This is a genomic window from Altericista sp. CCNU0014 (genome assembly GCF_044923475.1).
In the GTDB taxonomy this organism is placed as follows: domain Bacteria; phylum Cyanobacteriota; class Cyanobacteriia; order Thermosynechococcales; family Thermosynechococcaceae; genus JAAURS01.
The window spans coordinates 420,690-444,710 of the sequence record NZ_CP137338.1; the positions used below are offsets into that span (position 1 = coordinate 420,690).

The 24,021-nt window shown below is 53.8% G+C and carries 22 protein-coding genes; 7 read left to right on the top strand and 15 right to left on the bottom strand.

The window, feature by feature from the left end:
- Positions 1–395: 395 nt before the first annotated feature.
- A complete protein-coding gene (locus tag R6H26_RS02095; RefSeq protein WP_404783571.1) occupies positions 396–1,745 on the top strand; it encodes an IS1380 family transposase in 1,350 nt (449 codons plus the stop codon).
- 379 nt (positions 1,746–2,124) lie between these two features.
- Here R6H26_RS02095 and R6H26_RS02100 read toward each other — a convergent pair whose 3' ends face one another.
- The 5 genes from R6H26_RS02100 to R6H26_RS02120 form a co-directional block, all read right to left on the bottom strand.
- On the bottom strand, positions 2,125–4,839 hold the full coding sequence (locus R6H26_RS02100; protein WP_404787911.1) for a DEAD/DEAH box helicase: 2,715 nt from the start codon (positions 4,837–4,839) through the stop codon (positions 2,125–2,127).
- A 232-nt stretch (positions 4,840–5,071) separates the two neighbouring features.
- Positions 5,072–8,209 (bottom strand): response regulator, encoded by a 3,138-nt coding sequence (locus R6H26_RS02105; protein WP_404787913.1) that lies wholly within the window; start codon positions 8,207–8,209, stop codon positions 5,072–5,074.
- A gap of 65 nt (positions 8,210–8,274) precedes the next feature.
- Positions 8,275–10,782: a methyl-accepting chemotaxis protein gene (locus R6H26_RS02110; RefSeq protein ID WP_404787915.1), complete on the bottom strand. Its 2,508-nt coding sequence runs from the start codon at positions 10,780–10,782 to the stop codon at positions 8,275–8,277.
- Positions 10,783–10,915: 133 nt separating this feature from the next.
- On the bottom strand, positions 10,916–11,476 hold the full coding sequence (locus R6H26_RS02115; protein ID WP_404787916.1) for a chemotaxis protein CheW: 561 nt from the start codon (positions 11,474–11,476) through the stop codon (positions 10,916–10,918).
- Positions 11,477–11,481: 5 nt separating this feature from the next.
- Positions 11,482–11,847: a PleD family two-component system response regulator gene (locus R6H26_RS02120; protein WP_404787918.1), complete on the bottom strand. Its 366-nt coding sequence runs from the start codon at positions 11,845–11,847 to the stop codon at positions 11,482–11,484.
- 514 nt (positions 11,848–12,361) lie between these two features.
- On the opposite strand from R6H26_RS02120, the gene petN reads away from it, so the two are divergent.
- From petN to argS, 3 genes are read left to right on the top strand one after another with little or no spacing between them, the layout of a single operon-like run.
- On the top strand, positions 12,362–12,451 hold the full coding sequence (gene petN / locus R6H26_RS02125) for a cytochrome b6-f complex subunit PetN (RefSeq protein ID WP_404787919.1): 90 nt from the start codon (positions 12,362–12,364) through the stop codon (positions 12,449–12,451).
- Between the two features lie 56 nt (positions 12,452–12,507).
- Positions 12,508–12,654: a hypothetical protein gene (locus tag R6H26_RS02130; RefSeq protein ID WP_404787921.1), complete on the top strand. Its 147-nt coding sequence runs from the start codon at positions 12,508–12,510 to the stop codon at positions 12,652–12,654.
- Positions 12,655–12,657: 3 nt separating this feature from the next.
- A complete protein-coding gene (argS, locus tag R6H26_RS02135) occupies positions 12,658–14,421 on the top strand; it encodes an arginine--tRNA ligase (RefSeq protein WP_404787923.1) in 1,764 nt (587 codons plus the stop codon).
- A 56-nt stretch (positions 14,422–14,477) separates the two neighbouring features.
- Here the strand turns inward: argS and R6H26_RS02140 are convergent, their stop codons facing one another.
- From R6H26_RS02140 to R6H26_RS02165, 6 genes are all read right to left on the bottom strand, one after another.
- Entirely contained in the window at positions 14,478–15,089 is a 612-nt protein-coding gene (locus R6H26_RS02140; protein ID WP_404787924.1) for a DNA-3-methyladenine glycosylase, read from the bottom strand.
- Entirely contained in the window at positions 15,086–15,544 is a 459-nt protein-coding gene (locus R6H26_RS02145; protein ID WP_404787926.1) for a heavy metal-responsive transcriptional regulator, read from the bottom strand. Before R6H26_RS02145 ends, R6H26_RS02140 begins: the two co-directional genes overlap by 4 nt.
- A gap of 18 nt (positions 15,545–15,562) precedes the next feature.
- Entirely contained in the window at positions 15,563–15,853 is a 291-nt protein-coding gene (locus tag R6H26_RS02150; protein WP_404787927.1) for a hypothetical protein, read from the bottom strand.
- A gap of 63 nt (positions 15,854–15,916) precedes the next feature.
- Complete coding sequence (locus R6H26_RS02155; protein ID WP_404787929.1) at positions 15,917–16,081, bottom strand: hypothetical protein; 165 nt, start codon at positions 16,079–16,081, stop codon at positions 15,917–15,919.
- Positions 16,082–16,162: 81 nt separating this feature from the next.
- A complete protein-coding gene (gene folP / locus R6H26_RS02160) occupies positions 16,163–16,945 on the bottom strand; it encodes a dihydropteroate synthase (protein WP_404791181.1) in 783 nt (260 codons plus the stop codon).
- 101 nt (positions 16,946–17,046) lie between these two features.
- On the bottom strand, positions 17,047–17,268 hold the full coding sequence (locus R6H26_RS02165; protein WP_404787931.1) for a hypothetical protein: 222 nt from the start codon (positions 17,266–17,268) through the stop codon (positions 17,047–17,049).
- 117 nt (positions 17,269–17,385) lie between these two features.
- Here R6H26_RS02165 and R6H26_RS02170 point away from each other — a divergent pair, with 117 nt between their 5' ends.
- Both R6H26_RS02170 and R6H26_RS02175 read left to right on the top strand, forming a co-directional pair.
- Positions 17,386–18,333 carry a GDP-L-fucose synthase family protein gene (locus R6H26_RS02170; protein ID WP_404787933.1) on the top strand — a complete coding sequence of 316 codons (948 nt, stop codon included), beginning with the start codon at positions 17,386–17,388 and terminating at the stop codon, positions 18,331–18,333.
- On the top strand, positions 18,309–18,755 hold the full coding sequence (locus tag R6H26_RS02175) for a nuclease A inhibitor family protein (RefSeq protein WP_404787935.1): 447 nt from the start codon (positions 18,309–18,311) through the stop codon (positions 18,753–18,755). Before R6H26_RS02170 ends, R6H26_RS02175 begins: the two co-directional genes overlap by 25 nt.
- 48 nt (positions 18,756–18,803) lie before the next feature.
- On the opposite strand, the gene R6H26_RS02180 is transcribed toward R6H26_RS02175, so the two are convergent.
- Complete coding sequence (locus R6H26_RS02180) at positions 18,804–19,133, bottom strand: MgPME-cyclase complex family protein (RefSeq protein ID WP_404787936.1); 330 nt, start codon at positions 19,131–19,133, stop codon at positions 18,804–18,806.
- Positions 19,134–19,225: 92 nt separating this feature from the next.
- Positions 19,226–21,550, bottom strand: a complete 2,325-nt coding sequence (locus tag R6H26_RS02185; RefSeq protein WP_404787938.1) for a putative PEP-binding protein — start codon at positions 21,548–21,550, stop codon at positions 19,226–19,228.
- Between the two features lie 96 nt (positions 21,551–21,646).
- On the opposite strand from R6H26_RS02185, the gene R6H26_RS02190 reads away from it, so the two are divergent.
- The gene (locus tag R6H26_RS02190; RefSeq protein ID WP_404787940.1) at positions 21,647–22,345 is read left to right on the top strand and encodes a ComF family protein; all 699 of its coding nucleotides are present in this window, start codon (positions 21,647–21,649) and stop codon (positions 22,343–22,345) included.
- 4 nt (positions 22,346–22,349) lie between these two features.
- On the opposite strand, the gene R6H26_RS02195 is transcribed toward R6H26_RS02190, so the two are convergent.
- Complete coding sequence (locus R6H26_RS02195) at positions 22,350–22,682, bottom strand: hypothetical protein (protein WP_404787942.1); 333 nt, start codon at positions 22,680–22,682, stop codon at positions 22,350–22,352.
- A 358-nt stretch (positions 22,683–23,040) separates the two neighbouring features.
- Complete coding sequence (locus R6H26_RS02200) at positions 23,041–23,490, bottom strand: RNA recognition motif domain-containing protein (RefSeq protein ID WP_404787944.1); 450 nt, start codon at positions 23,488–23,490, stop codon at positions 23,041–23,043.
- Positions 23,491–24,021: the final 531 nt, after the last annotated feature.

Here is a 24,021-nt window from a genome sequence, read left to right on the forward strand (position 1 = left end):
ACCAAAAACAACGCGAGCGTGTGCTTCTGCCAGTATTGCAAGCTAATATTGGCACCCAGGATTACAATGTCAAGAATTTAGAGAATGATTATTCTCGTAGCAGAAGGGTCCATAAATCCCCCTCAAAGAAGGATACAACAGACTCAGTAGATCTCAAACCTCGTGATTTAGCAGGTAAAAGAATCGCCCCTGTCAACGGAAAAAGCCTTTCAACCGTCTGAGCGAGGAACTCCAGGATGTTTGCCTGAAAAGGTGCGTCGCATCAAAGAACTCGCGAAGAAATTGCGCGATCGCCTACCCTGGATAATTCATGAGAGATAGGAAAACACAAGAAAAGAGAGCCTGAAACGGTTTAGAATCAGGCTCTCTAGAGTTTTTAGTATCTCCATTGTGCCATGACAGAGTGTCATTCGGACCTGCCCTACAATTTCCCCACGCCACGCCCTTTAGTCGTTCGATTTTCAGATCTAGAATTAAGCTCAGATGCCGGGATCTTGCTGGCTCGACAAGCAGAAGAGCAGGTTCAAGTGTGTCGAGGATTGTCAGCGTGTATCCAGGACTGGCGCGACCCGAGCAAAATCACCCATAACCTGCATCAGTTGGTCAGTCAACGCGTATATCAAATGGTGGGAGGGTACGAAGATGCCAATGACAGTAACGTGCTGCGCCACGACCCCATCTTCAAGGTTGCCTGCGGACGATCGCCGAGTGTCGGAACAGATTTACTGGCAAGCCAACCCACCATCACTCGACTTGAGAACCACATTGGCAAAGCAGAAGTCGCTGCCATGCGCAGCCGAATGGTGGATGGATTCATCCAACGCTACAAGAGCGCACCCGACGAAATCGTGTTGGATATCGATGGCTGGGACGACCCAACCCATGGGAATCAACAATTGAGCTGTTTCCATGGATACTACGGTCATCATATGTACTTTCCAGTGCTCATCAACGAGGCCAGTACAGGGTATCCGTTGATTTTGCAGTTACGCGCGGGCAATAGTCATTCAGGCAAAGGCGTCGCAGGCATTTTACGCTGGCTATTTTGGCGACTCAAACGCGTTTGGCCGTCTGTGAGACTGATTCTGCGAGGCGATGCGGGATTCTCCTTACCCGAAATCATGCAGGTTTGCGAACGCTCCAAGGTGGGCTATGCCCTTGGCTTTATCCGCAATGCGGTATTGGAGCGTAAAATTGCCGATTTGCTCGAACGGGCAAGATTGCAACACATCCAAACCCAGCAAAAGGCTCGCTTGTTTGACGATGTCTATTACGCGGCACGGACGTGGGATGAACCCAGACGATTAGTCATGAAGGCAGAATGGCTCGACCAAGGCCCCAATCCTCGATTTGTGGTGACCAATCTGGAGCAACCGCCTCAAGAATTGTACGACCACTTCTACGTTCAACGCGGCGGCGACAGCGAGCATCGCATTAAAGAACTCAAACTCGGCATCAAAGCAGATCGTCTCAGTTGCAGCACTTTTATTGCCAATCAGTTTCGTCTGCTCTTGGCTCAAGCTGCTTACATTTTGATGATTGCAATTCGCCAAGCGGCCCATGGAACACAACTGGCAACGGCTCAGGTGGAACGCCTACGGTTGTTGCTCATTAAAGGAGCTGCCAAGGTAACGGTTTCTACCCGACGGATTCTGGTGGAGTTGGCTGCGTTTTGCCCTTATGCCCAGGAGATGCGTCAAATTTCTCGGAACTTATCCCAGTCCCAGTCCCTCAAATTTGAGTAGGCCAAGCCCGTCATAGGATTCTTGTCTCTATTTGTCGGAAATATAGGTGTTTTTAGCCTTTTTGAGCCGATTTGTATCGCTTTTTTGCCTACTTTTACTTTTCATCTCATCCTATAGCTCTAATTTTGGTGAAACTTACAACTCCTCATACACCTCGTGAATAATGCAGGCTACGCTATCGCTTCACCCATAAAGCCATAGCAATACCAAGCAATTCATTTACCCTAAGCACTGGGATACGTGAGTTTGGACTAATGCGATCGAGAAAGGCAGTCAACGATCGACACCGACTACTGGAAGGTCAATGAATGCGTCCCAAACATTGACCTCACGAGCTTCGAACAAATGCAAATGCAAACCGATGCAGGTTGGACTCAGCCTAAACCGGGTCGTCGGGCAGCACTGGCTCTCGGATCGCATCCATTTCATTGATTGGAAAGCGATCGATGACCTGCACGGCCCGCCGCGCATTCTGGCGCAATTCCGTGGAAAAGTAGGGCACGTTAGGGATTTGGGAGAGCACGTCTACCGTGCGCCGCAAAATCCGCACGATATCGCCTTCGTCTAGGCTGGTATGAGCGCAAAGTTCCGTCCAAGTTGCACCGCAGGCCCACTGCTCGATCGTCCCGATCAGATCCGTTTCCAGCCAGACGGGAAGCGTCACTCCTTCGCGATGTTGGGATTGAATGAGCTCGCGCCTTAGCGGGCGTAAGGATTCTAGAGCATTTTGCACCGGAACGCCGGGACTGTAGCGCACCCAGCTATCCGCTCGGTTGTTTTCTGCAACAAGGGCCGCACAGGCCGCAGCCAGGTGATGGGGGGCAAGGGCCTCAAATTTTCCAGAGCGCAACGCCAAGGCCAACCACAATTCATTTTCCCCTCGCAGCAACGCAGCGGTCTTGCCCAGTTCGGTGGGCTGCAGGTTGTCGAGGGCTTCAAATTGGCGCAGAAGTTTGACCAAGCACAAAAAGTCTTGCCAGCGCTGCTGAGACTGATGCCGAAGTTTCGTTTGGCGATCGCGCAGTTGGGTTTGCAGCCGTTCGATACGCTGCTCTAGTCGCAGAAAAATGGCGTGCTGCTTGTGGGTGGGGTGGGCCGGATGGGCCGCAATCTGAGCCTGTACTGCATCCACCCGCGCCTCCTGGTCCAGGATCTCTGGCGGTACGATCGAACTCAACGAGGGAATGCTCTGGGCAATCTCGAGCGTTTGAGCATCTCCAGGATGCGTATGTCCCGGTTTAAACGACCAATCCTTGGGTGCAGAAAGAGCTTCCAGCCCTTTCATCCCAGCCAGTCGAACGCCCAGCACGTCCCGGCAAGTGGCAACGCACCAAACATTGTCTTGGCGCAGACAGAGAAAATGGGGGAATTGACCGTTGCTTGGAATTTGCTCGATCGCCACGGCCTTCACCGGGCGCTCGCTTGCAAATGCAGCGCTCCCTTTACCTGAAGGTTTGAGCAAAAGAACGGTCCCTAGCGAGAACTGCGGCAGTGCCTGAAGGGTTTCCTGGAAGGCAACCTCCTCCGCTTGATGTTCCAGTAGCTTCAGCAAGCGCTGTTCTTCCTTGAGACGACCCTTGAGTTTGCTGTATTGCTGAATGGCGTCCAGATCGACCGTAGCGGCTTTGCGCTGCAGTTCTGCAATTTCTCGTTCTAGATCGGCGATCGCCTGTTGTTGGGGAGCCAACTGCTGCATGGCGATGTACTGCCCGAAGCTTTTCTCGATCAGCGCCCTCGATTCCTCAAGCGTGCGGGTTTGGAGCAGATTCAGCACCATCCCATAACTGGGGGTAAACTGGCTCACCAGCGGATCTGCGCCCATCGTGGCCAAGTAGGCCGCTTCGTTGGCTCCTTCAAAGGCCGTTTGGAGGGTAACGACATGGCCCAACGTATCCATGCCCCGTCGTCCTGCCCGACCCGACATCTGCAAAAATTCTGAAGCGTTGAGCAGGCGATGGCCGAGGTCCGTGCGCTTGGAGAGGCTGGAGATGATGGTGGTGCGGGCGGGCATGTTGATGCCCGCCGCTAAGGTTTCGGTTGCAAAAATAACTTTAATAAACCCCTGCTGGAATAGATCTTCCACCAGAGCCTTCCAAGCAGGCAGCAGTCCCGCATGGTGGGGGGCCACACCTCGCCGGATGCCATCCAAGATCGGAGATTGGGCTAGTTCTGGATATAACCCGGCGAACTGAGCGAGGCGGATTTGAAGTTGGGTAGATTCTTCGGCGCTCAGTAACGTTTTGAGTTCCCGCGTCGCGAGGACGGCCTGGTCGCAGCCGCGCCGACTGAAGATGAAATAAATAGCGGGCAGCATTTGCCGCTCCTGAAGCGCTGCAATGACCGAGTAGGGGTCCGGCGTGGCGCCGCGGGAATTGCGCGATCGCCCGGCACGTTTCTTGGACGGCAGGGCCTTGAGTTTGGGATTGAGCTTAGTGCGCTGTTGGTTCAGCAGCGGAAACAGCCCTTGATGATTGCCAAAGTGAAACTGAAGCGGCACCGGACGCCAGTCGGATTGGATCAGCTGGGTGGGGCCGTGAACCCACTCGATCCAATCGGTTAACTGCCTGGCATTGGCAATCGTCGCCGAAAGGGCAATGAGCTGGATATCGGGCGGACAGTAGATAATCGACTCTTCCCACACCGTTCCGCGCTGGCGATCGTTCATGTAGTGGCATTCGTCTAGCACCACCGCTTCCACGTCCGTCAGGGCGGTCTCGATGACCTCTGTGAACGTGCCGTAGAGAATATTGCGGAAAATCTCGGTTGTCATGACCAGGATGGGCGCATCTCGGTTGATGCAGAGATCCCCCGTTACCAGCCCGACTTTATCGATGCCAAACTGTTCGCGAAAGTCCCGCAGCTTTTGGTTGGATAGGGCCTTCAAGGGGGTTGTATAGAGCACGCGTTTTCCGCGCGCGATCGCCCTTGCAATGGCATATTCCCCGATCAGCGTTTTGCCGGAACCCGTTGGAGCCACCACGACCACGGACTTGCCCGCATCGAGAGCGGCGATCGCCTCGGTTTGAAACGCGTCTAACTCAAAGGGATACAGCGTTGATAAATCTAGACTGAGGGCTGAAGCGTTTTTCTGCACGGGTACACCGACGCCATGAATGGGATCTGAGCTCGTGCGGCAAAACCCGCCAATCCCGATGGCTTATCCTTTCGTTTATTCTATTCGTTTTATTCTAAAGTCCTTTTTTCGATCGAAACGGAAACTGCTCGGAGAACGGTAAAGTTCCCCGAGCAGGCATGGATGGAAATGGTGCTGCTTTATCGTAGTAGGGGCGCAAGGCCTTGTGCCCCTAACGTTCGGTATGGATGCATCACTTAATCAGCACTTCGCCATTAATCATGCGTTGGGCTGCATCGAGCAGAACTTCTTCGAGGTAAGGCTTTGTGAAATAGCCCTTCGCTCCTAAGTCAACGGCCATTTTCTTGTGCTTGGACGCGCCGCGAGAGGTGAGCATCGCGATGGGGAGATCCTGGAGATCTTCATCTTGTTGGAGGCGAGACAGCAGTTCGAGACCGTCCATCCGAGGCATTTCAACGTCGCAGAAGATCAAGTCGCAGGGAAGCCCAGAGCGCAGTTTTTCCCAGGCTTCTAGACCGTCTCGGGCCTGCTCGACCCGATAGCCCGCTTTGCTAAAGGTCATGGACAGCAGCTCCCGTACGGTAATGGAGTCATCCACGATCAGCACCATGGGGTCGGTTTCCACCTCGATAACGGACGTATCGGCCATTCCCTGCCAGAACTGATGGTTGCGCTCGACGCGGTCTAAAGACAGATCCACGAGCTCCAGCACATCGGCGATCGCCATAACTCGGCCATCCCCTTGCACCGTCACCCCAGAGATTCCCAGGGGCTTGGGTACCGGACCGGACAACTGTTTGATCACGATTTCTTGCTCGCCCATGACCTCATCGACCTGAAGCCCGATAAAGTCGTCGCCGCTCCGCAGGATCACGACGGCAACCTTGCCGGCACTGTCGGGATTGCTATAGCGCCCGCTCCGCTTCAGCGTGCGGTTGTAGGTGAGCAACTGGGCCAGGGGCTTGCAGGGCAAACGGCGATCGCGCCAGACAATAAACGACGACTCCCCGTCTTCTCCCTGAATGAGTTGTTCCGTTGCTAAATCTAGGACATCCTCGACCCCGTCAATGGGGAAAGCAATACTGTAGTTTTGGTGCAAACAGCAGAGCGCCTTCGTGATGCTCAGGGTAAGGGGGAGACGAATCGTAAACGTCGTCCCTTTGTTCGGCGTAGAGTCTGTGTTGATGACCCCGCGCAGATCGGTAATGGAACTGCGCACTACATCCATGCCAACCCCTCGTCCGGCTAGCTGGTCGGCCTGATCGTTGGTCGAAAATCCAGACTGAAAGAGGAAAGAATAGATTTCTTGTTTCGACATCCCGGCAACCTCTTCTGGAGTTGCCAATCCTTTGGAAATCGCTTTGGCCTTGACTCGCTCGACGTCAATTCCACCCCCATCGTCCGCGATGGAAATAATGGTCTGATTCCCTTGATAAAAGACCCGAATCTTGATGACCCCCTCTGGATTTTTACCCAGGCGCTGGCGAACCTCAGGGGTTTCAAGACCGTGATAAATCGCGTTGTTGACCAAGTGGGTCAGCGGATCGTAAATGCGCTCTAGAATCCCCTTATCGATCAGCGTGTCGCGTCCTTCTAGCTCTAACCGCGCCTGCTTGCCGCACTTGAGCGAAACATCTCGAATGGCACGGGGTAAGCGCTCTGCCATTTGAGAAAACGGAACCATTCGCGAGGTGGTCAGACCTTCTTGAACCTGCGTCGTCACCTGACGGAAGGTCCGAGTGACCTGCTCGTTAGAGTCCACCACAAACTCAATGTCTGAGGCCGCTTCGCGAACGCGTACGATGCGCTCGATGATTTCCTGTGACAGGCTGTGGAAGCCCGTGAAGTTGTCCATCTCCAAGGCATCGAAGCTAAAACCCGAGGCATGGGCAGGCGACTGCTCCGCCATCCCTTGGCCGAAGAAGGTGCCGCTATTTGACCCTGAAGACGAAGCCCTCGCGCGCTGGGATGCCAACAAAGAACCCTCTAGTAGGGAGCGTTCGTACAGATCCTGCATTTGCTGGCCCAATTCTCCCAGCTGCTGCACCTGAAACAATAAATTGTCTAAGAACTGGTGCAGGCGGTCTTGGTTGTCTTCAAGGGTGTTGCGGTTGATAACCAGCTCCCCGATCAGATTGCTGAGGTTGTCGAGCTGCTTCACGCCCACTTTCATGGTTTGAGCGGCGCCAGGTCGTCGATTGGAACGCAGGGTGGTCGCAGACCGTCCCCCAGCTGTTGCGCCCGACCCGGCGGTACTGCGCTGGGGATCGTCTAGCAAACGCTCGAGATCGCTAAACTCTGTATCGAGAGAGACTTTAGATTCCTCAAGTTCTTCAGATGCCGCATCTAGAACAAAATCTGGTTCCTCAGCGAGCAGGTCTGCCAGTTTAGCAAAGTCAACGGGCATTCTAACCGTCTGAGGCGCTACCTCAACAGGGGCGGTTTCCGGTTCTTGCAGAAGGTCGTCCAGGAAGGATTCGACCGATTCGGCGGCAGTGGTCGCGGTGGTCGCGGGCGTGCTAAACACGCTAAACCAATCGATGGCTTCTGGCGCCGAAGCCACTGGAACGAGCGCTAACAAGGTTTCTGAAGGTTTGATTTTGGAAGCTTGTCCGTCTAAGACGGCATTTCGAGCATCCTTGAGGGCTGGAAGCGTGACGGCGGCTAGCGTATCTAGCGCATTTTTAGACTCGGCGATCGCATCGCTAACGGTCACGACCAAGTTTTGCCAGGTTGTCAGTCCAGCTTGAGCGCCCAATTGACTCAAAGTGGCGCAAATGGCTTGCAACCCTTGACGCGCAGAGACGGTATCGTTGGATTGGAACAGCTGGAGCATTTGCCGCAGTTGTACCATCACCTCAGACTCAAACGCCACCATCGTCTGCTCTTGAGACATTGTGGGCGCAGCAGCAATCCCAGCGGCAGCCAGATTCTCATCGGATTCGAATTCTGCCCCCGTGAGCTGGGCTAAGTGGGCCTGCAATTCATCAAAAACCGGTTCCACCGACTGAAGCGTCTGGTGAGATAGCTCTTCCGAGAGCGACAGCGAGCTTTGCAATTCTTCCGTGAGAACATTGAGGCCATCGAAGACTTTTAAAAAAAGCGATTCAATCTTGGCATCGACCCGAACGGGATGCTCCTTAAGGATCTTGAAATAATCCTCCAGACGGTGGGAAATGTGCTGCATGCTATGAATGCCCAGCATTGCCGCTCCCCCCTTCACAGAGTGAGCTGCCCGGAACACCTCATTCATCATTTCCGTGTCGTCGACCACGGTCTGGAGATTTAGCAACCCGTGTTCGATGGTGGCTAAATGCTCTTTTGCTTCTTCAATAAAGTAGCCAAGTATCCGCTGTTGTTCAGGCTGCATGGGCACCCCCTCGTAAGATCTCCGTTAAATAGGCCAATGCTTGCATCATGGATCCGCTGAATCGCTTAGCTAAACTCCGTTCCTTCAACTTTGAAGCGCTCCACAGAAGACTGTAGATCGCGTGCCACACCCACCAGATTGCGCAGCGAGTCGGACACGCGTTGGGCCTCTTGGGAGGTTTCCTGAGCGGTTAACTCGACGGATTGCATCACCTGTCCTACATAGCGCGAAGTCTCTGTTTGTTCGGAGGTCGCCTTGGTAATGGAGCCGACCAGCTGCTTGATCTGCTCGGACACCTGAATGATGTCTTTGAGAGAATCCTTTGCCTGCTCCGCCCGCTGTGTCCCTTCAATAACTTGCTGAGTACCCTCTTCCATGGCCGTCATCACGGAGCTGGTTTCTCCCTGAATTTGAAGCACGATCTGCTCGATTTCCTTAGAAGATTTAGCAGCTCGGTCGGCTAGCTGCCGCACTTCGTCGGCCACCACTGCAAACCCCCGACCTGACTCGCCGGCCCGTGCGGCCTCGATACTGGCGTTGAGGGCCAGCAGGTTGGTTCGAGACGCAATTTGCGAAATCAAACCCACAATCTTAGAAATTTCTTGGGAAGACTCCGCTAACCGCTTCACCTTGCGCGTGGTTTCAGCCACGGTTTCTCGAATCTGCATAATCCCGGCCACGGTACTTTCTACCGATTCGCCGCCTCGCAGTGCCGCTTCAGACGCCCGTTGCGCCACTTGATCGGCAGAGCGGGCGCTGTCGGCTACTTCCTGGATGGAGGTCGTCATCATCTGTACTGAATTCAAGGTGGCCGCTAGTTCCTCGGCTTGCCGCAGCGCGTCGGAAGACAGTCCCCTCGCAAATTCTTCGTTTTCGGCTGCACCTTTGTTGACCTCTTGGGCAGCAACCTTCACCTGTTTCACAATTTTTTGGAGGTTGTAAATGGTGAGGTTAAACGAATCCGCAACGGCTCCCAAAATGTCGGCGGTCACTTCAGCTTGAACGGTTAAATCTCCTCTAGCCGCTCCTTCCACGTCGTCCAACAACCGAATCACCTGACGCTGAAGGTCTTCCTTGGCTTTTTCTTGGTCGTCGGCCTTGCGTTTGGAATCTCTGGTTGAAGCTTCAATAAAGTGGGTCATTTTATTAAAGCTTTTGGCCAGTTGACCGAATTCGTCATCGGAAAACTCGATCGCCTTAACCCCCCAATCGCCTTGCGCCACTGCCGACAGCTTTGCTTGTAAATCGCTGGTTGAGGCCTTAAACTGACGCGTCACGGTTTGGCTCAATGCCAGGGTTGTAATGCCTCCAGTGATGCCTGCAGCGAGCGCGCCCAGCCCGATTTTAGTCATAGGGTTTCCTCCGGGCAAGCTGCCCACCACAAGGGCCGTGACGCCTGCCACAATGCCCGTCGATGCTGCCATGATCGCTGGTTTCTTGTTGAGCGGCGCATTCTCAAACGGAGCCAACACGGGCAGACGTCGCGAAACCATATTCAGCGCCGCTGCTTTATCGGAATTGCCCTTGAGCGATGCATCTCCAGCCGAATTCGGGGACAGCTCGGCTGCCCGAGCGGGCATGGCACCCACAAGCTGCTCTTCTGGCTGCACGGCAGTCATTTGCGTTGCGCTATCGTCCCATTCCGGGCCAGAAAACGTGCCGTCATTTTGATAAGATTCATCCTCGAAGTCCACTCCTAGGTGAGGATCTGATTCTGCATGCAGAGGAGCAGACATATCCAGATTGTCTAGCGTTTCGCGATCGTTCATTTCGCCCCGATCGATGTGATTGAGAAAATTGCCGAACGCTTCTCCGTATTCTTGACTGCGAGATGGCAGAGCAGCCTCGTGAGACGAAGAGCCATCGAACAGATTCGAGTCTCCATCTACAGGATTGGCCGCATTAGGCGCGGCATTAGAATTGGCTTGCTCTCCAGAAAACTGATCGTCTGACATCGAACCCTCTGGTTTTTGTGAACCTTTTTTACCCATCAAAAGCGTAATCTCTTCATCATCATCAAATATTTCTGATGCCCGATCTGAGTCGGCGTCTTCCGAGAGACCCTCTTCAAAATTCTCTTCTTGAAACAGTAAGCTTTGCCAACCTGCTTGAGGCTCAGATACTGAAGATGCATTTATAGCACTGTGCGCCGCTAATTTAAAGTCGGGGGCTAGCGCTTCTATTTGCCGCTTTGAGGCAGCTACCCCCATTTGAATTTGGGTCGCATCTTCTTCTTCATAAGATGACGCATCTGGCCAAAATTCTGCAGGCCCGGTCGTATCCTCCAAAGAATTATCTCCTAAAATTTGGGCGACATCCGACAGGCTGTTGTGCGCGTAGGCCAGCAACTCAGCATCGTTAGTAACGCGTAAAACTTGTTGGTAGTGGCGTTGTGCCATATCGTATTGTCTCAAGCAACTGTAAATATGACCGCACAGCAATTGCAGGTTTGGATCGTCAGGATACTGTGACACGAGGGCGCTGCTGAGTGATGCCGCGTCCTCATAGTGCTCTTGCATGTATGCACTCACTGCCTGTTGATACTGCTGTGCATGTTGAGTACTGAATGCCATTGAAAAGCTCCTGACGGTTGTTCTAAGGGAATCTAAATTTCAAAACGCACTGCTGGCAGAGAAACCCAAACTTTTTTCTGGTGTGGCGCTCAAAGGCGCGCTAGCGAAAATAGAAGCCGAACTGAATCATGGGTTAGGCGGCCCACCGTGCCGATCTGAGGATGGATGCTGGATCTAAAAGCCGTAAAGCCGTTTCCGATATCCCTTGCCACTCTCCTTTGAGAAAAGGGGACATGCTATCGGTTGCTTGGCTGGAGGGGGGCAGCAATTTATCTAAGCTCAGCCATTCCATCCCTCTCACGCGCTCGACGGCCAGCCCTACCATGATCTCTTGAGATTCAATGACGATGATAGAGATTTCCGTTCGCTCGGTATTCAGCAAACGAGTTCCGCCCAAAAATTGGCCTACATCAGAAACCCAAATCACTTGCCCTCGGAAATTCAAAACGCCCATGAGCAGCGGCGAGACATTGGGAACTGGTGTAATTTGATCTGGGGTCAGGGACAAAACCTCGCGGATGCCCATGGCGGCCAATGCAAATTCATCTCCAGATTCGACAAAAAAACGGAGGTATAAATCTCCTTCTGGATTCTGTTGCGATGGAAAGCTAGATAAGGTCTCTTGTGCTGTATCGCGACTGGATACTTCGGGAGTAGAGAGATAGGTTTCGGGTAAATCAGGCCCATCGAACATAGCGACTAACCTTTGAGTAGTTTTTGGATCGTAGACAAAAGCTCTTTAGGCTGAAAGGGTTTTGCTAGATATGCATCTGCACCCTGCTTCATCCCCCAATAGCGATCGAATTCTTCTGTTTTTGAAGAGCATAGGACGACAGGAAGGTGATGGATAGTAGGGTCTGTCTTGATTTTGCGGCAAACTTCGTATCCATTCATGCGAGGCATGATGATATCTAATACAACGATATCTGGCTGTATCTGCTGGATTTGCTCCCAGGCTTCGACGCCATCTGTTGCGATTAAAACCGTCAGCCCAATTTGTTCTAGTACGCTACTCATCAGTTGACGCTGAGTCATACTATCATCAACAATCAACACCTTAACCATTCGCTAATACCTGGTTGCTTTGCTCTTCACGCATGTAGTCAAAAAAGTTTCTTTGGTGTAGGATTTGACCAATGAAACAGTGTAAAACTGCCGGAGACAAAAACACAATCTTCATGCTTTAACTGTATAGCTTAGTGTCTAGACTAGCTATTGGGTCGGTCGATGAATTTTGTGGCTTTGGATCGCGTCAGTTGAAGGCTTTCCTTCTTCTCGATTGCACGGTTAACGGTCTTAAAGGTTAACGACGTACAGTATTGTGCAGCACAAATATGCTCGCTCACTTAGGGTACCCGCTCCCTAGGGTCAAATTACGCTGTGAGAGAGTAAGGGTACAAATAAGTTTGTTTGGCTTTGCCTGAGGCTGCGATCGCCCCTCTTGCCCCTTCTCCAGAGTGAGGTTGTCAGAGGGTCGTACAGGTATGAATGAATTTTGGCGTAAAGCTACGCCCGCTCGAATCGCCATTTCAAGATAAAATAGTGCGTGACATTGCTATAGGTTTCAACGCAAACTCGTATGGATATCCTGACATTAGGCTGGGTTTCTCTGCTAACGCTCTTTACGTTTTCCATTGCGATGGTCGTGTGGGGCCGTCACGGAATGTAATGCTTTGCTGGATTTAGATCGCTAGCTCACTTACCGTTTGCTCAACCAGAGAGAGTGTGGAAATTTCACCAGTCAGCTTACTGTCGGCGGCGGTGCTGGGCATGCTCGCCATTGTGACGGGGGGCGTCCTGTACCTCACGCTTGCCGAATGGCGCGATCGCCGTCGAATTGAACGAGAAAAACGAGAGTCGCGCCGTCGATAACCTATGGCTTCGATTCAAGAGACGTTAAGAACGCGATTCCAGGCGGCGATCGCCGCTGCCTTTGGGGACGCCTACAGCACGGTGGATCCCGTGCTTGGGGTCACGACCAATCCCAAGTTTGGCGATTATCAAGCCAATGTGGCGCTGCCCATGGCAAAGCAGGTGAGCTTGCCCCCTCGCGAGGTGGCGGGCCGAATTTTGGCGCAGCTTCAGGTGGACGACCTCTGTGAGGCTCCCGAGATTGCAGGGCCGGGGTTTATCAACCTGACGCTGAAGCGGGATTATTTGGAGCGCCAATTAAAGGCGATCGCCGCCGATCCGCGCTTGGGTATCCCGGTGGTGTCCCATCCAAAGCGGGTGGTGGTGGACTATCCCAGCCCCAATATTGCCAAGGAAATGCATGTGGGGCACTTGCGTCCGGCGGTGTTGGGCGAGTGTTTTGCGCGCGTGCTCGAATTTTTAGGCCACGATGTGCTTCGAGTCAGCCACGTAGGGGACTGGGGCACGCCCTTTGGAATGCTGATCGCCCATTTGCGGTCTACTTATCCCACGGCCTTGGATGCAGGCAACGCCCTCAGCTTGGGAGATTTATCCACGTTCTACCGGGAAGCAAAGCAGCGCTTCGATTCCGATACAGCGTTTCAAGAGGCCGCGCGATTGGCCGTGGTACAGCTCCAGGCAGGGGATCCTGAAACCCTCAAGGCTTGGAAGATCGTCTGCGAGCTGTCGAAGCGATCCTATCGGGCGATCTACGATCTGATGGGCGTTTCGCCGGAGATTTGCGATCGCGGCGAATCTTTCTACAATCCGTTGCTGCCGGATGTTGTTGCGGCCCTGGATGCAGCGGGGTTATTGGTCGAAGATCGAGGGGCCAAGTGCGTTTTTCTGGAGGGCTTTACCAACAAGGCCGGGGAACCGCTCCCTGCGATCGTGCAAAAGTCCGATGGCGGTTACAACTATGCCACCACGGATTTGGCTGCCATTCGCTACCGGATTCAAGAAGACAAGGCGGATCGGCTCGTCTATACGACGGATGTCGGGCAATCCAACCATTTTGCTCAGGTGTTTCAGGTGGTGCGGCGGGCGGGATGGGTCCCGGAGACGGTGGAGTTGTTTCACGCGCCCTTTGGGCTAGTGTTGGGAGAAGACGGCAAGCGCATTAAGACGCGCTCTGGCGATACAGTGCCGCTGAAGGATTTGCTGGACGAGGCGATCGCCCGTACTCGCGCCGATCTTCAGCAGCGGTTCCAAGCGGAAGGTCGCTCGGAAACCGACGCGTTTGTTGAAGACGCCGCGCGGACGATTGGAATCGGAGCCGTCAAGTATGCGGATTTGAGCCAAAATCGCACGAGCAACTATATTTTTAGCTACGACAAAATGCTTTCTCTCCAGGGCAATACGGCTCCCTATATGCTCTATGCCTACGTGCGGGTGCAGGGCATCAGCCGTAAAGGCAATATCGATTTCGATCGCCTGTCCTCAGACATTCCCCTTTCGCTTCAGGATGACGCGGAACTGGTCGTACTCAAACACATCCTGCAAATGGCGGACGTCATCGAGCAGGTGAGCCAAGACCTGATGCCGAACCGCTTATGTCAATACCTGTTTGAACTGAGTCAAAAATTCAATCAGTTTTACGATCGCTGCTCGGTCTTGGATGCTCCAGAACCGCAGCGCACGACAAGACTGCTGCTCTGTCACACCACAGCACGGACGTTGAAGCTGGGTCTCTCTCTTTTGGGAATTTCCGTCCTAGAACGGATGTAAAACCCTTGTTTTGTACGGCTGTAGGGGCGCAAGGCCTTGCGCCCTTGGATGTAGTTTTAAAGCCTAGAAACTGCTGCCGACCCCTTGAGGTACCAGCGCCAGGGAATTTCAGCACCCTGGGTCAGTCCGATGCGAGTGGTTTGGACGAGTTCAAAAGAGTGGGGCGAGATTGCCTGCTGCCCGTTCCGGTCGGGATGCTCGATCCAAAGCGGCTGGCCCCGCACGAGTTGGACCTGGCTCAAGCTGCGATCGATCTCGAGCCACCGACACAACTTTCCGGGACCTGCCGCAAGTCTCGCACGAGTTGTAGGAGACAGATCCGAGTGCGAGTCCGCATCCGGTAGCGCGAGCGCGCGAATCAGAACGGCGCTGGCCACCCCCTCTCGATCGGTCACCACGTTGAAGCAGTGGTACATCCCGTAGATTAAATAGACGTAGCTGTAGCCCGCAGGCCCAAACATGACGGCATTGCGAGTCGTGCGCTTGCGATAGGCATGACAGGCCGGATCGCCTGGACCATAAGCTTCCGTTTCCACGATCGTGCCCCGCAAAAGCTCGCCATTAGGGCAATGCCGTACCAGAACGCAGCCAATGAGATCGGGGGCCACGTCCGTTGCAGGACGGGCAAACCACTGCTGCTCGATAACATTAGGCTGTGCGAGGTTCAAGAATGGGTCTGGGGTTGTAGGGACGGTTCTGCTTGCAGATTGGGACAAATGGTTTGAGTCTCGTACTGCGTCGCAATCGGGTCTTGCCACCCGGACAAAACGCCCTTGACCTCTTTGCGAAGCAGTTCTAGGTGGCGAATTTGCGTTTCGATATCGGCTAACTTGCTTTCTAGGTAATGCTTGGCCTGCCCGCAGGGCAGCGTGCCTCGGTCGTGAATCTCTAAAATATCTCGAATTTCTGTGAGGCTGAGTCCTAAGGACTGGGTCCGGCGGATAAACGCAAGGCGGTTGATGACATCCGGCCCGTAGAGTCGGTAGCTGCTGCTGGGCGATCGCCGGACCTGCGGCTCCAGAAGACCGATATCGGTATAGTAGCGAATCGTCTTGACCGATAACCCGCTCCGTTTGGCAACCTCGCCGATTTGCAATGCGTTAGAAGCAATAGACGCAACCATAGGAACTCCCATGGGCCGTTAATTGGGCGGTCGTTTTTTAGTCATAGACAGCATCGGCAGTTCCTGAGAAAACTGGGACGGCAAATAGTGCTGCGCAATCGGTTCGGGAAGGGTATCCGTACGGCGCTGGCTTTGCACCCACTTCAACCCCAGGGCACCACCCAACAGAAAGACACCTAGAAACAAGAGACCGCCATGGCTGCTCGCTCCACCCAACGCAATATCCGCCGCCCCCATCGTCATGAGAAAGCTGGGAATGGGATCTTTGCGATAGGCGGACCGAAGAAAGCGAGGTAGAAGCATATTCATTGCTGCGTTGAAATGACCCGATATTGAGGAGATCTTTACTCTAAACTCACCGCACCGTCAACCTCAGCGCAATCCCAGCCAAGTTAAAACGCCTTCCCCTGTCAAGAGCTCAATTAAAACGGCCAGCACGAACCCCACCATGGCAGCTCGACCGTTCAAGCGCTCGACGTAATCGTTAAAACCGTACTTTGGGTTGGAAACCTTGGGGACTTGAGTGGGTTGAATCATAGATATACCGAATTTTCGCTGTCTAATCGTAGCTGCTTTTAGCCTTAATATTCCCCATTCTAACAAAGGACTTTATCCAATTCAGGGGCGCCAAATCGCATCCGCCACGCGACACACGTCCGCCATCTCAGAGCCATCGTGTATTCTCAGCAGATCTGCCCCGCCAGCGATCGCCCCGCAGCAGGCTGCTGCCGTTCCCCAAACCCTCTGTTTTGGATCGGGTCGGTCGAGAATGTGGCCGATAAAACTTTTGCGCGAAGGGCCGACCAGAATAGGACAGCCCAGACTTTGAAATGCCGATAGGTTTCTCAGCAGCTCGATATTCTGCGCTCCCGTCTTCGCAAAGCCAATGCCCGGATCGATTGCGATCCGGTGGTGGGGGATTCCCGCCGCCACGGCTGCTTCGACGCGCGATTCGAGCCAAGATGCGATCTCGCCCACCAAGTCTCGATAGTCGGTCATCTGCTGCATGGTTTTGGGAGTCCCCCGCAGATGCATGAGGACGATCGGTACGTCCAATTGCGCCGCCACAGCCAGCATCTCAGGGTCGTAGGTCGCTCCCGAAATATCGTTGACGAGGTCCGCCCCTGCGGCGATCGCCGCAGCCGCCACTCCTGCTTTGGTCGTATCCACCGAAATGGGCACCTCTGACACCCGGCGAATGGCTTCTACGATCGGAATCACCCGATCGAGCTCTGCTTGGAGCGATACATCTTTTGCATTGGGCCGGGTCGATTGTCCCCCGATATCGAGAATATCCATTCCCGCCGCTGCCAACCGTTGGGCTCGATCTACCGCCGCCTCGAGGGTATCGAACGAGCCGCCATCGCTGAAGCTGTCCGGCGTGACGTTGAGAATGCCCATCAAATAGGTGCGCCGCCCCCACTCAAAGGTGCGACCGCGCAGTTTCCACGGCGTCAAGGCATTGGCTTCTTGGTTTGGCAAACAATAGAGCGAGGTAGAATTTAGAGCGAACTCGAACCCTCATAGACCCGGAGCGGAAGACGTAGTGGAGCTGCTGAGGAAGATAGGGTTGGAGTATTTTCTACTACTATGCTAGACGAGTAATGTGCAGTAATGTACAGCGGTAGCGCTAAGGTTAACAACGCGATGAGGCTACTCAAGACAGTATGGGAGTTACTTTTGCTATCTTTTGGAGGCGCTTCGACGGTACTATGGGTTTCCATAAATCCTTTCAACTCTTGACGGTTGTGCACGCTTAACAGTGAACCAACCTCTCACCACAATAACACTTCGAACTTAATTCAACCTGCTCTTTTCGGCTGTATCTAGCGTCACACCTTATGACTCAAACGATTGATTTTGCCACTCAGAAAATTTTAGTGACGGGTGGTGCGGGTTTTCTTGGGAAACAAGTCATCGCACAGTTGCTCAAAGCAGGCGCGCGATCCGAAAATATTTCAGTTCCGCGCTCCAAGTCCTGCGACCTGCGATCGCTGGAGCACTGTCAGGCCGCCGTTGAGGGGCAGGATATTGCGATTCACCTTGCAGCCCACGTCGGCGGCATCGGACTCAATCGCGAGAAACCCGCAGAGCTGTTCTACGACAACCTAATGATGGGGACTCAGCTCATTCATGCGGCCTATCAAGCAGGGGTTAAAAAATTTGTTTGCGCGGGCACCATCTGTGCCTATCCCAAATTCACCCCCGTTCCCTTTAAAGAAGACGATCTCTGGAACGGCTATCCCGAAGAAACCAACGCGCCCTATGGCATTGCCAAGAAGGCGCTCTTGGTGCAGCTGCAATCTTACCGCCAACAGTATGGCTTTGACGGCATTTACCTGCTGCCCGTGAATCTGTACGGCCCCGAAGATAACTTCAACCCCGCCAGTTCCCACGTCATTCCCGCGCTGATTCGGAAGGTGTACGAAGCAAAACAGCAGGGCGCTCGCAAGCTTCCCGTCTGGGGGGATGGTAGCCCCACCCGAGAGTTTTTATATTCTGAAGATGCGGCGCGTGGCATTGTCATGGGCGCTCGAGCCTACGACGGTGCAGAACCAGTCAATTTAGGCACCAATTACGAAATTTCAATCCGCGATCTGGTGGCGCTCATCTGTCGCCTGATGGAGTTCGACGGCGAACTCGTTTGGGAAACCGACCAGCCTAACGGTCAGCCGCGTCGCTGCTTGGATACCACCCGCGCTAAGGAAGCGTTTGGATTTACAGCCCAAGTCAGTCTAGAGGAAGGGTTGCGCCGCACGATTGAATGGTACTTCCAACATCCCAGCTAGTCGTGAACCCATCGTCCCACAACCCCGAAGATTTAGTGCAGCAAATGACCGCAGCGGTAGCGGGATTGAGCTGGACGAGCGAAACCGACGCCCCTTTCGATGTCCTGCTATGGACGGGGATGGCGCGAGACGGCCCGACGGCGGCGGACGTGTTGCACCGAGCGCAGTTACCCCCTGAGACTCCCGCTGAGGCGATCGCCCTAGAGTCATTCCTCGCGCCTGCAACAGAAATTCAGGATTGGTACGGTCCTGACGAAATTCAGATGGCGGAACGATTTCAGGCTTTACAGGCGTTTTTAGAGCAAACGCTAACCCAGATTCGGGTGTATCGCTGCGGCACGATAGAGCGAGAGATTTATATCGTGGGACAAACCCAAGATTTAGATTGGCTGGCGCTCCATACGACTGCTGTTGAAACCTAGCCGACCCAAAGGAGATTTGGGCGGCAGGACGATCTCGACGGGCGAGGTCTAAGACACGAGCGCTGCTGACGCTAGGGCTTCGGGGATAGTTGCGGAGGGTGCTGCAAAGGAGCCGACGAGGACGTGCTCGAGCCGCAGCTTCAGCCATTGAATAAATTGCGGATTGGTGGAGATAATTGCGGCACAGGGTTGCGGGCAAGATGCCTTGACCTGGGCGAGTTCCGGTGCATCTAGGAAAGCGGGCTGCTTCACGAGCCAAAAATCGATTTCCTTTTGCTGCTCTTTGTAGTAGCGATGGCGCTCGTCGAAGACTTCGTGGAGGGGTTCTTCCTCAATGAGAAATTTTTGACTGGCAAGGATGTAGTGGTAGGTCTGCATAAAATCTCAGTAATAGCGACGCTGCGCGATGGCGTTTTTGAGGTCTGTAGATAGTTTTTATTATCTCAAGGTTTAGGGCTTTTAGCTCAAATTTATGGTTTGGAGGATGTTGTCGGTGGTTTGACTCTGAGCTGCTGCTCGGCTCGGGCGATCGCCTCTCGAGTTGCCGCGATCGCGCCTGCGTCCACAGAAATCCCGCCCAGTCCGGCCTCGATCAGCTCGCCGAGCCACTGGTAGTTGGGCTGCGAGTCTAGCAGCAAGTCGCCGCATAGAATGCTAGACAGCTCCAAGGCCGATGCCTCTCGAACCAACTGCCGCACGGCATCTTCCAGAACGGCCCGATTTTGATTCAAAATATCCATAAAGGCAGCGCGATCGCGATCGATTCCGAGCAGGAGCTGCGCTAGATCGTTGCTGCCAATGGCAATCCCCCGGACGCCCACCTGCCGATACTGTTTGAGGGAAAACAGCACGGACGGGACTTCTGCCATGATCCACAGCGGTAGGGTGTTGTCCGGATCGATTCCCGCCGCCCTCATTTTCTCCGTGCAGAAGGCAACCTCCTGGGGCGATCGCACGAAAGGCAGAATCAATCGCAGGTTCTCGATCCCTCGGTTTAGAAGCTCGGCCAGCATCGCGAGTTCCAGTTCAAACAGTTGAGGATCGTGCCGATAGCGCAACGTTCCCCGCAAGCCCAGGTTAGAATTTTGTTCGGTCCTGCGGGGAGAGGATTGCTTCCCCCAAGCGGAAGACCAGTCGATACTGCGGTAATAGATGGGGCGTGGCGAAACTGCCTGAGCCATTGCAGCTAACGTCGCTCCGATTTGCGATCCGAAATGCTCGCGGTCGAACTTCGTTAGGGAATTCAACGCGTCGACTGAGGTGATTTGACTCAGTAGCAGCCATTCTCCGCGAACGAGGCCAATTCCATCTATTTCTTGAGCCTGAGCCTTTTTGAGGTGGGTTAGCTGACTGACACTCGCGAGCAGTTGAATTGAAGTAGAAAGTCGTTTCGGAATGTTGTCGCCTTGCGAGTTCGACACTGACGGGGCTGGGTCGGGGTCCTCGACATCTAAGCCGTAGATCTTGCCCTCCTTCCCGTTAAAGGAAACCCGCTGTCCCGTTTGCAGTGCCTTGGTAATGTCAGACAGGCCGACGATGGCAGGGCAGCCCAGTTCGCGGGCAAGAATGGCTCCGTGGGACGCGATACCACCCGTTTCGCACAGCAAACCGACGGCCTCTTGCAGCCAAGGGAGATGGATGGGTTCCAAGTGCCGCACGACTAAAATTTTACCTCGACAGGCAGCGGGTGACAGGTCCTCAAATGACTGTACGACGATGACAGGAGCCGTAATACTCCCTGGGAAAGCCCCTAGGCCCATCCTAATCGGGACGGGCGCGCTGTCCCGATCGACAGAGCGCAATGATGCTATGTCAAACTCGTTCCGGCTGGGAGATTGCAAGCTTGGATGCAGCGGCAGCGGCAAATCTGGCACAAATCCTAGGATTTTGGGAGTGGCGCTGGCAAGGGTATCGGGTAAAACCCAAGTTAGGGTAAGGGGGGTTTCTGCATAAGTCTGAAGGGGAACGGATGCAGCCATTTCAACCAAGGCTTGAAGGGTATCTTCAGAGAGTAGATCGGGTTTGACTGCGGACGCACTGTTCGGGTACTGAATCGCGCGAGCGGGGGACGAGCAGGAGGTAAAACATTCGAGCCATTGAGCGCGGTGCCGATCGTAGAGATAGCAGTCTGGCCAACGTTCGCCTTGCCACGGTTCTAGGCTGACCTGCGATACTGCTTCGAGGGCGAGAGCGTCATGACCGATCTTGAGCCAGCCGAACGCTCGAGCCGTCCCGAGCGGCTGTACCAACACGCTGAGATGCAGTTGCTCGGGGCGCAACCCCAAATGCCCCAAAATATGCAGGCTGCGGGCTTGAAATAACTGCGCCCACTGTGCTTTAAGGCGCTCCCAGAAAGATGCCAGGTCGCTGTCGCAGAGGGACGGTTTTGAGAACAGCAGGCTGGATGCTTCCCCAGATCGTTCTTTTGGATCGGTCCAGAGATAGGGCGTCAGCATGAGTGGTGGTTTGGGCCAGCGATCGAGCCCTTGCTGCCATTCATCCGCCCAGGTTGGCGGCAAGCTCTGGGTCAGAATGCCTCGCTGAAGCGTTTGAGCGATGGACTGGACTTGAGCGGGTTGAGACAGCGAGACATTCAGATTTAAGTATGGAAAATCTTGTAGGATTTCGTTAGGCCAATCGATCTGCTGCCAGATCGCCTGCATGACTCCATCGGGAACGATCCACCCGTTCTCGCCAGGGCATGTTTGAAAGAGCTGGCTTAGGTTCGCGAGCTGCGTTCCCGCTTGAGTCTCGTCTGTTTCTTGCAATCGATCTAGCCAAAGCAGAGAATCCACTGTAGCTTCTGCACTCGCTGATAGTAGAGATCGCCAAAGGTATATCGCTGCATACCCTGACGACAAGTTCAGCTTCTATTATGGGGTATGGCTGCGATGGACAATCAACGATCGTTATGGGCCGCATGGGCTGAAAGGCTGAGGCAACGCTTTAGCTTCATCCTTCAAGGGCAATGTGCTTTGTGCGATCGCCCCACCAGCCAAGTCTTTTGTCAAGACTGCACGCGGCGGCTGCAGGCTTGCCGCGTGCAGTCCTCAGTCCTTCAGATCGCGGGCCTGCCGCCGCTCTACAGCTGGGGATACTATGAAGGAGCGCTGAAGCAAAGTCTTGCTCGTCTGAAATACGGTGGCCGCCCTCAGGTGGCAGAACCCCTAGGCCAATGGTTGGCGCAGGTTTGGTTGGATTCGGGGCTGCTGGAGCGCGGGTTAGTGGTCGTTCCCATCCCGCTCCACGGCGATCGCCAGCAACAGCGCGGCTACAACCAAGCCGAATTAATTGCCCGCAGCTTTTGCGAGGTTACAGGGATGCCGTTGCGCGCCCGCGGACTGATCCGAACCCAGCCCACAACTGCCCAATACGGACTGTTGCGCCTAGAGCGCTATCAAAACCTCAGCAATGTTTTTCAAGTGGGTGCAGCGCTACAAAAGTCTCCCAACCTAAAAGATATCGTGCTCGTGGACGATATCTTTACAACGGGCGCGACCCTAAAATCGGCCACAGAGACTCTGCAGCAGTCGGGTTTCAGAGTGGTCGCTCTTTTTACCGCGGCCCTCTCCGAACGCCAGATTGCCTAGTTCGTTACTCCGCCGCCGTTTCTGCTTCAGAAGAGGCTTCCGCGCCCTCACTTTCAGCTTGTTCGGCGTCGGGCGTTTCAGTCTCTTCTTCTAGAACCGGTTCGGGAGCTGGTTTGGGTGGAACGTACCGCGGGCCTCTTTGAAGCGCGGGGCTGACGCGGGGAGCCGCTTCTTGTTGTTCGTCCCGACCTTTGCGTTTCCCTCGGCCTCCCTTATCTCCCCCTCGATCTCGCTTCTCTCCGTCCTGCTTGGGGGCCTCGGCAGGCTTAGAGGGCAAGTCTGCGGCTTTGATGGGCTTGGGAATCACTCTTTTGGGTGCAGACTCAGATTCAGGCATTACAGGAAACTCAAAATAACGGCACTTAGGGCTTAATTAGTGTAATGAATCATCACGCCCTTAAGCAACTAAATCTGGAATTGAACGGCATGCATGCCCGGCTAAAATCTCGCGCTTTTGCCGATGGTGCCTCAATTAGTACGCTTCTCTTCCGCTATCGTCCCACTGTGCCGAAATACAATAGGCGGTCTCTTTTTCAAGAAACCGCCTATTGTCAACCCCAAAACATTGGACCGGAGTCGATCGCGCAATTAAAACCGTTTGTTAAAGTCGCAGTCAGTGGAGTGTGAAACTTGTCTGAACGTCAAAGCCTGCCTAGATTTGCTAGTAGGCTTGCCTCTCGGCCTTCCGCTAAAAATCAAGCATTGGTCTGGGCCAATAGCATTTCCTTGAGTTTTTCTAAATCCTGCGCCCAGCGAGGATCGGGCTGGAAGGTCTCGGATTGAACGCTGCCGTTATTCGCCGCACCTTGAGCTTGACGACCTTTCCCTTTATTGGTGCCCGTCCGCTTAGCGGCAGGGGTTGGAGACTCGACCGCGCTGCTAGCGGCTTCTTTCGCCTTGGGTAAGGCCTTCTCAATTTTGAGAACGCTTTCCTTGAGCGAGTAACCATTCAATTTTTCGATAATCACGTCGGCTTGTTCTTCCGTTTCGACCGTTACAAACCCAAAACCGCGGCATTTCCCGGTTTTTCGATCCGTTACGACTTTCGTAGAAGTTAACTCTCCTGCTGCCTGACTGAAGAGTTCTTCAAGCTCTGTACGCTCAATTTCCTTGGGTAGATTACCGACATAAAGACGAATAGACATTCAGACGAACCTCCAGATTGAAAACGAGAAACTTTAATACTTGAATTAAGCTCGCAACATCGCGCTCCTATCGGCCCGTGCATTTAAGGCGCAGTAATGATTTTGACTGACCTAGTCCAGCCTTCAATATTCAATAACCTTGCCCCAACAGAGGATAAACCCCACTACATTCTCTTAGGCGCAGACAGAGCCCAAATCGATCGTCCTTGAGCCACAATGGCAGCAAAACAGATAAGCCCGCTCAATTCTAAATCCCCCACTGCGGACAAGGCCGTTCTATAGAGCTAAGAGCGTTTCACCGAAAATACCTCGCTCAAGCACAATATCCTAGGAGTTGTACCAAGACGAGGCGTTGCAAAGAAATGGCCATGGTATGAAAAAAGAATTTACTAAACGTAATATCTCGTAGGCGTTGAGGTTGTTATACGCTTCTTACGGCACTCTCTAAAGTATCACGGTCTTTGACAACAAGATACCTTCAATCTCAGAATTCAACGATCGCTGGCGGTACTCTCCGCTAAAATTACCGGA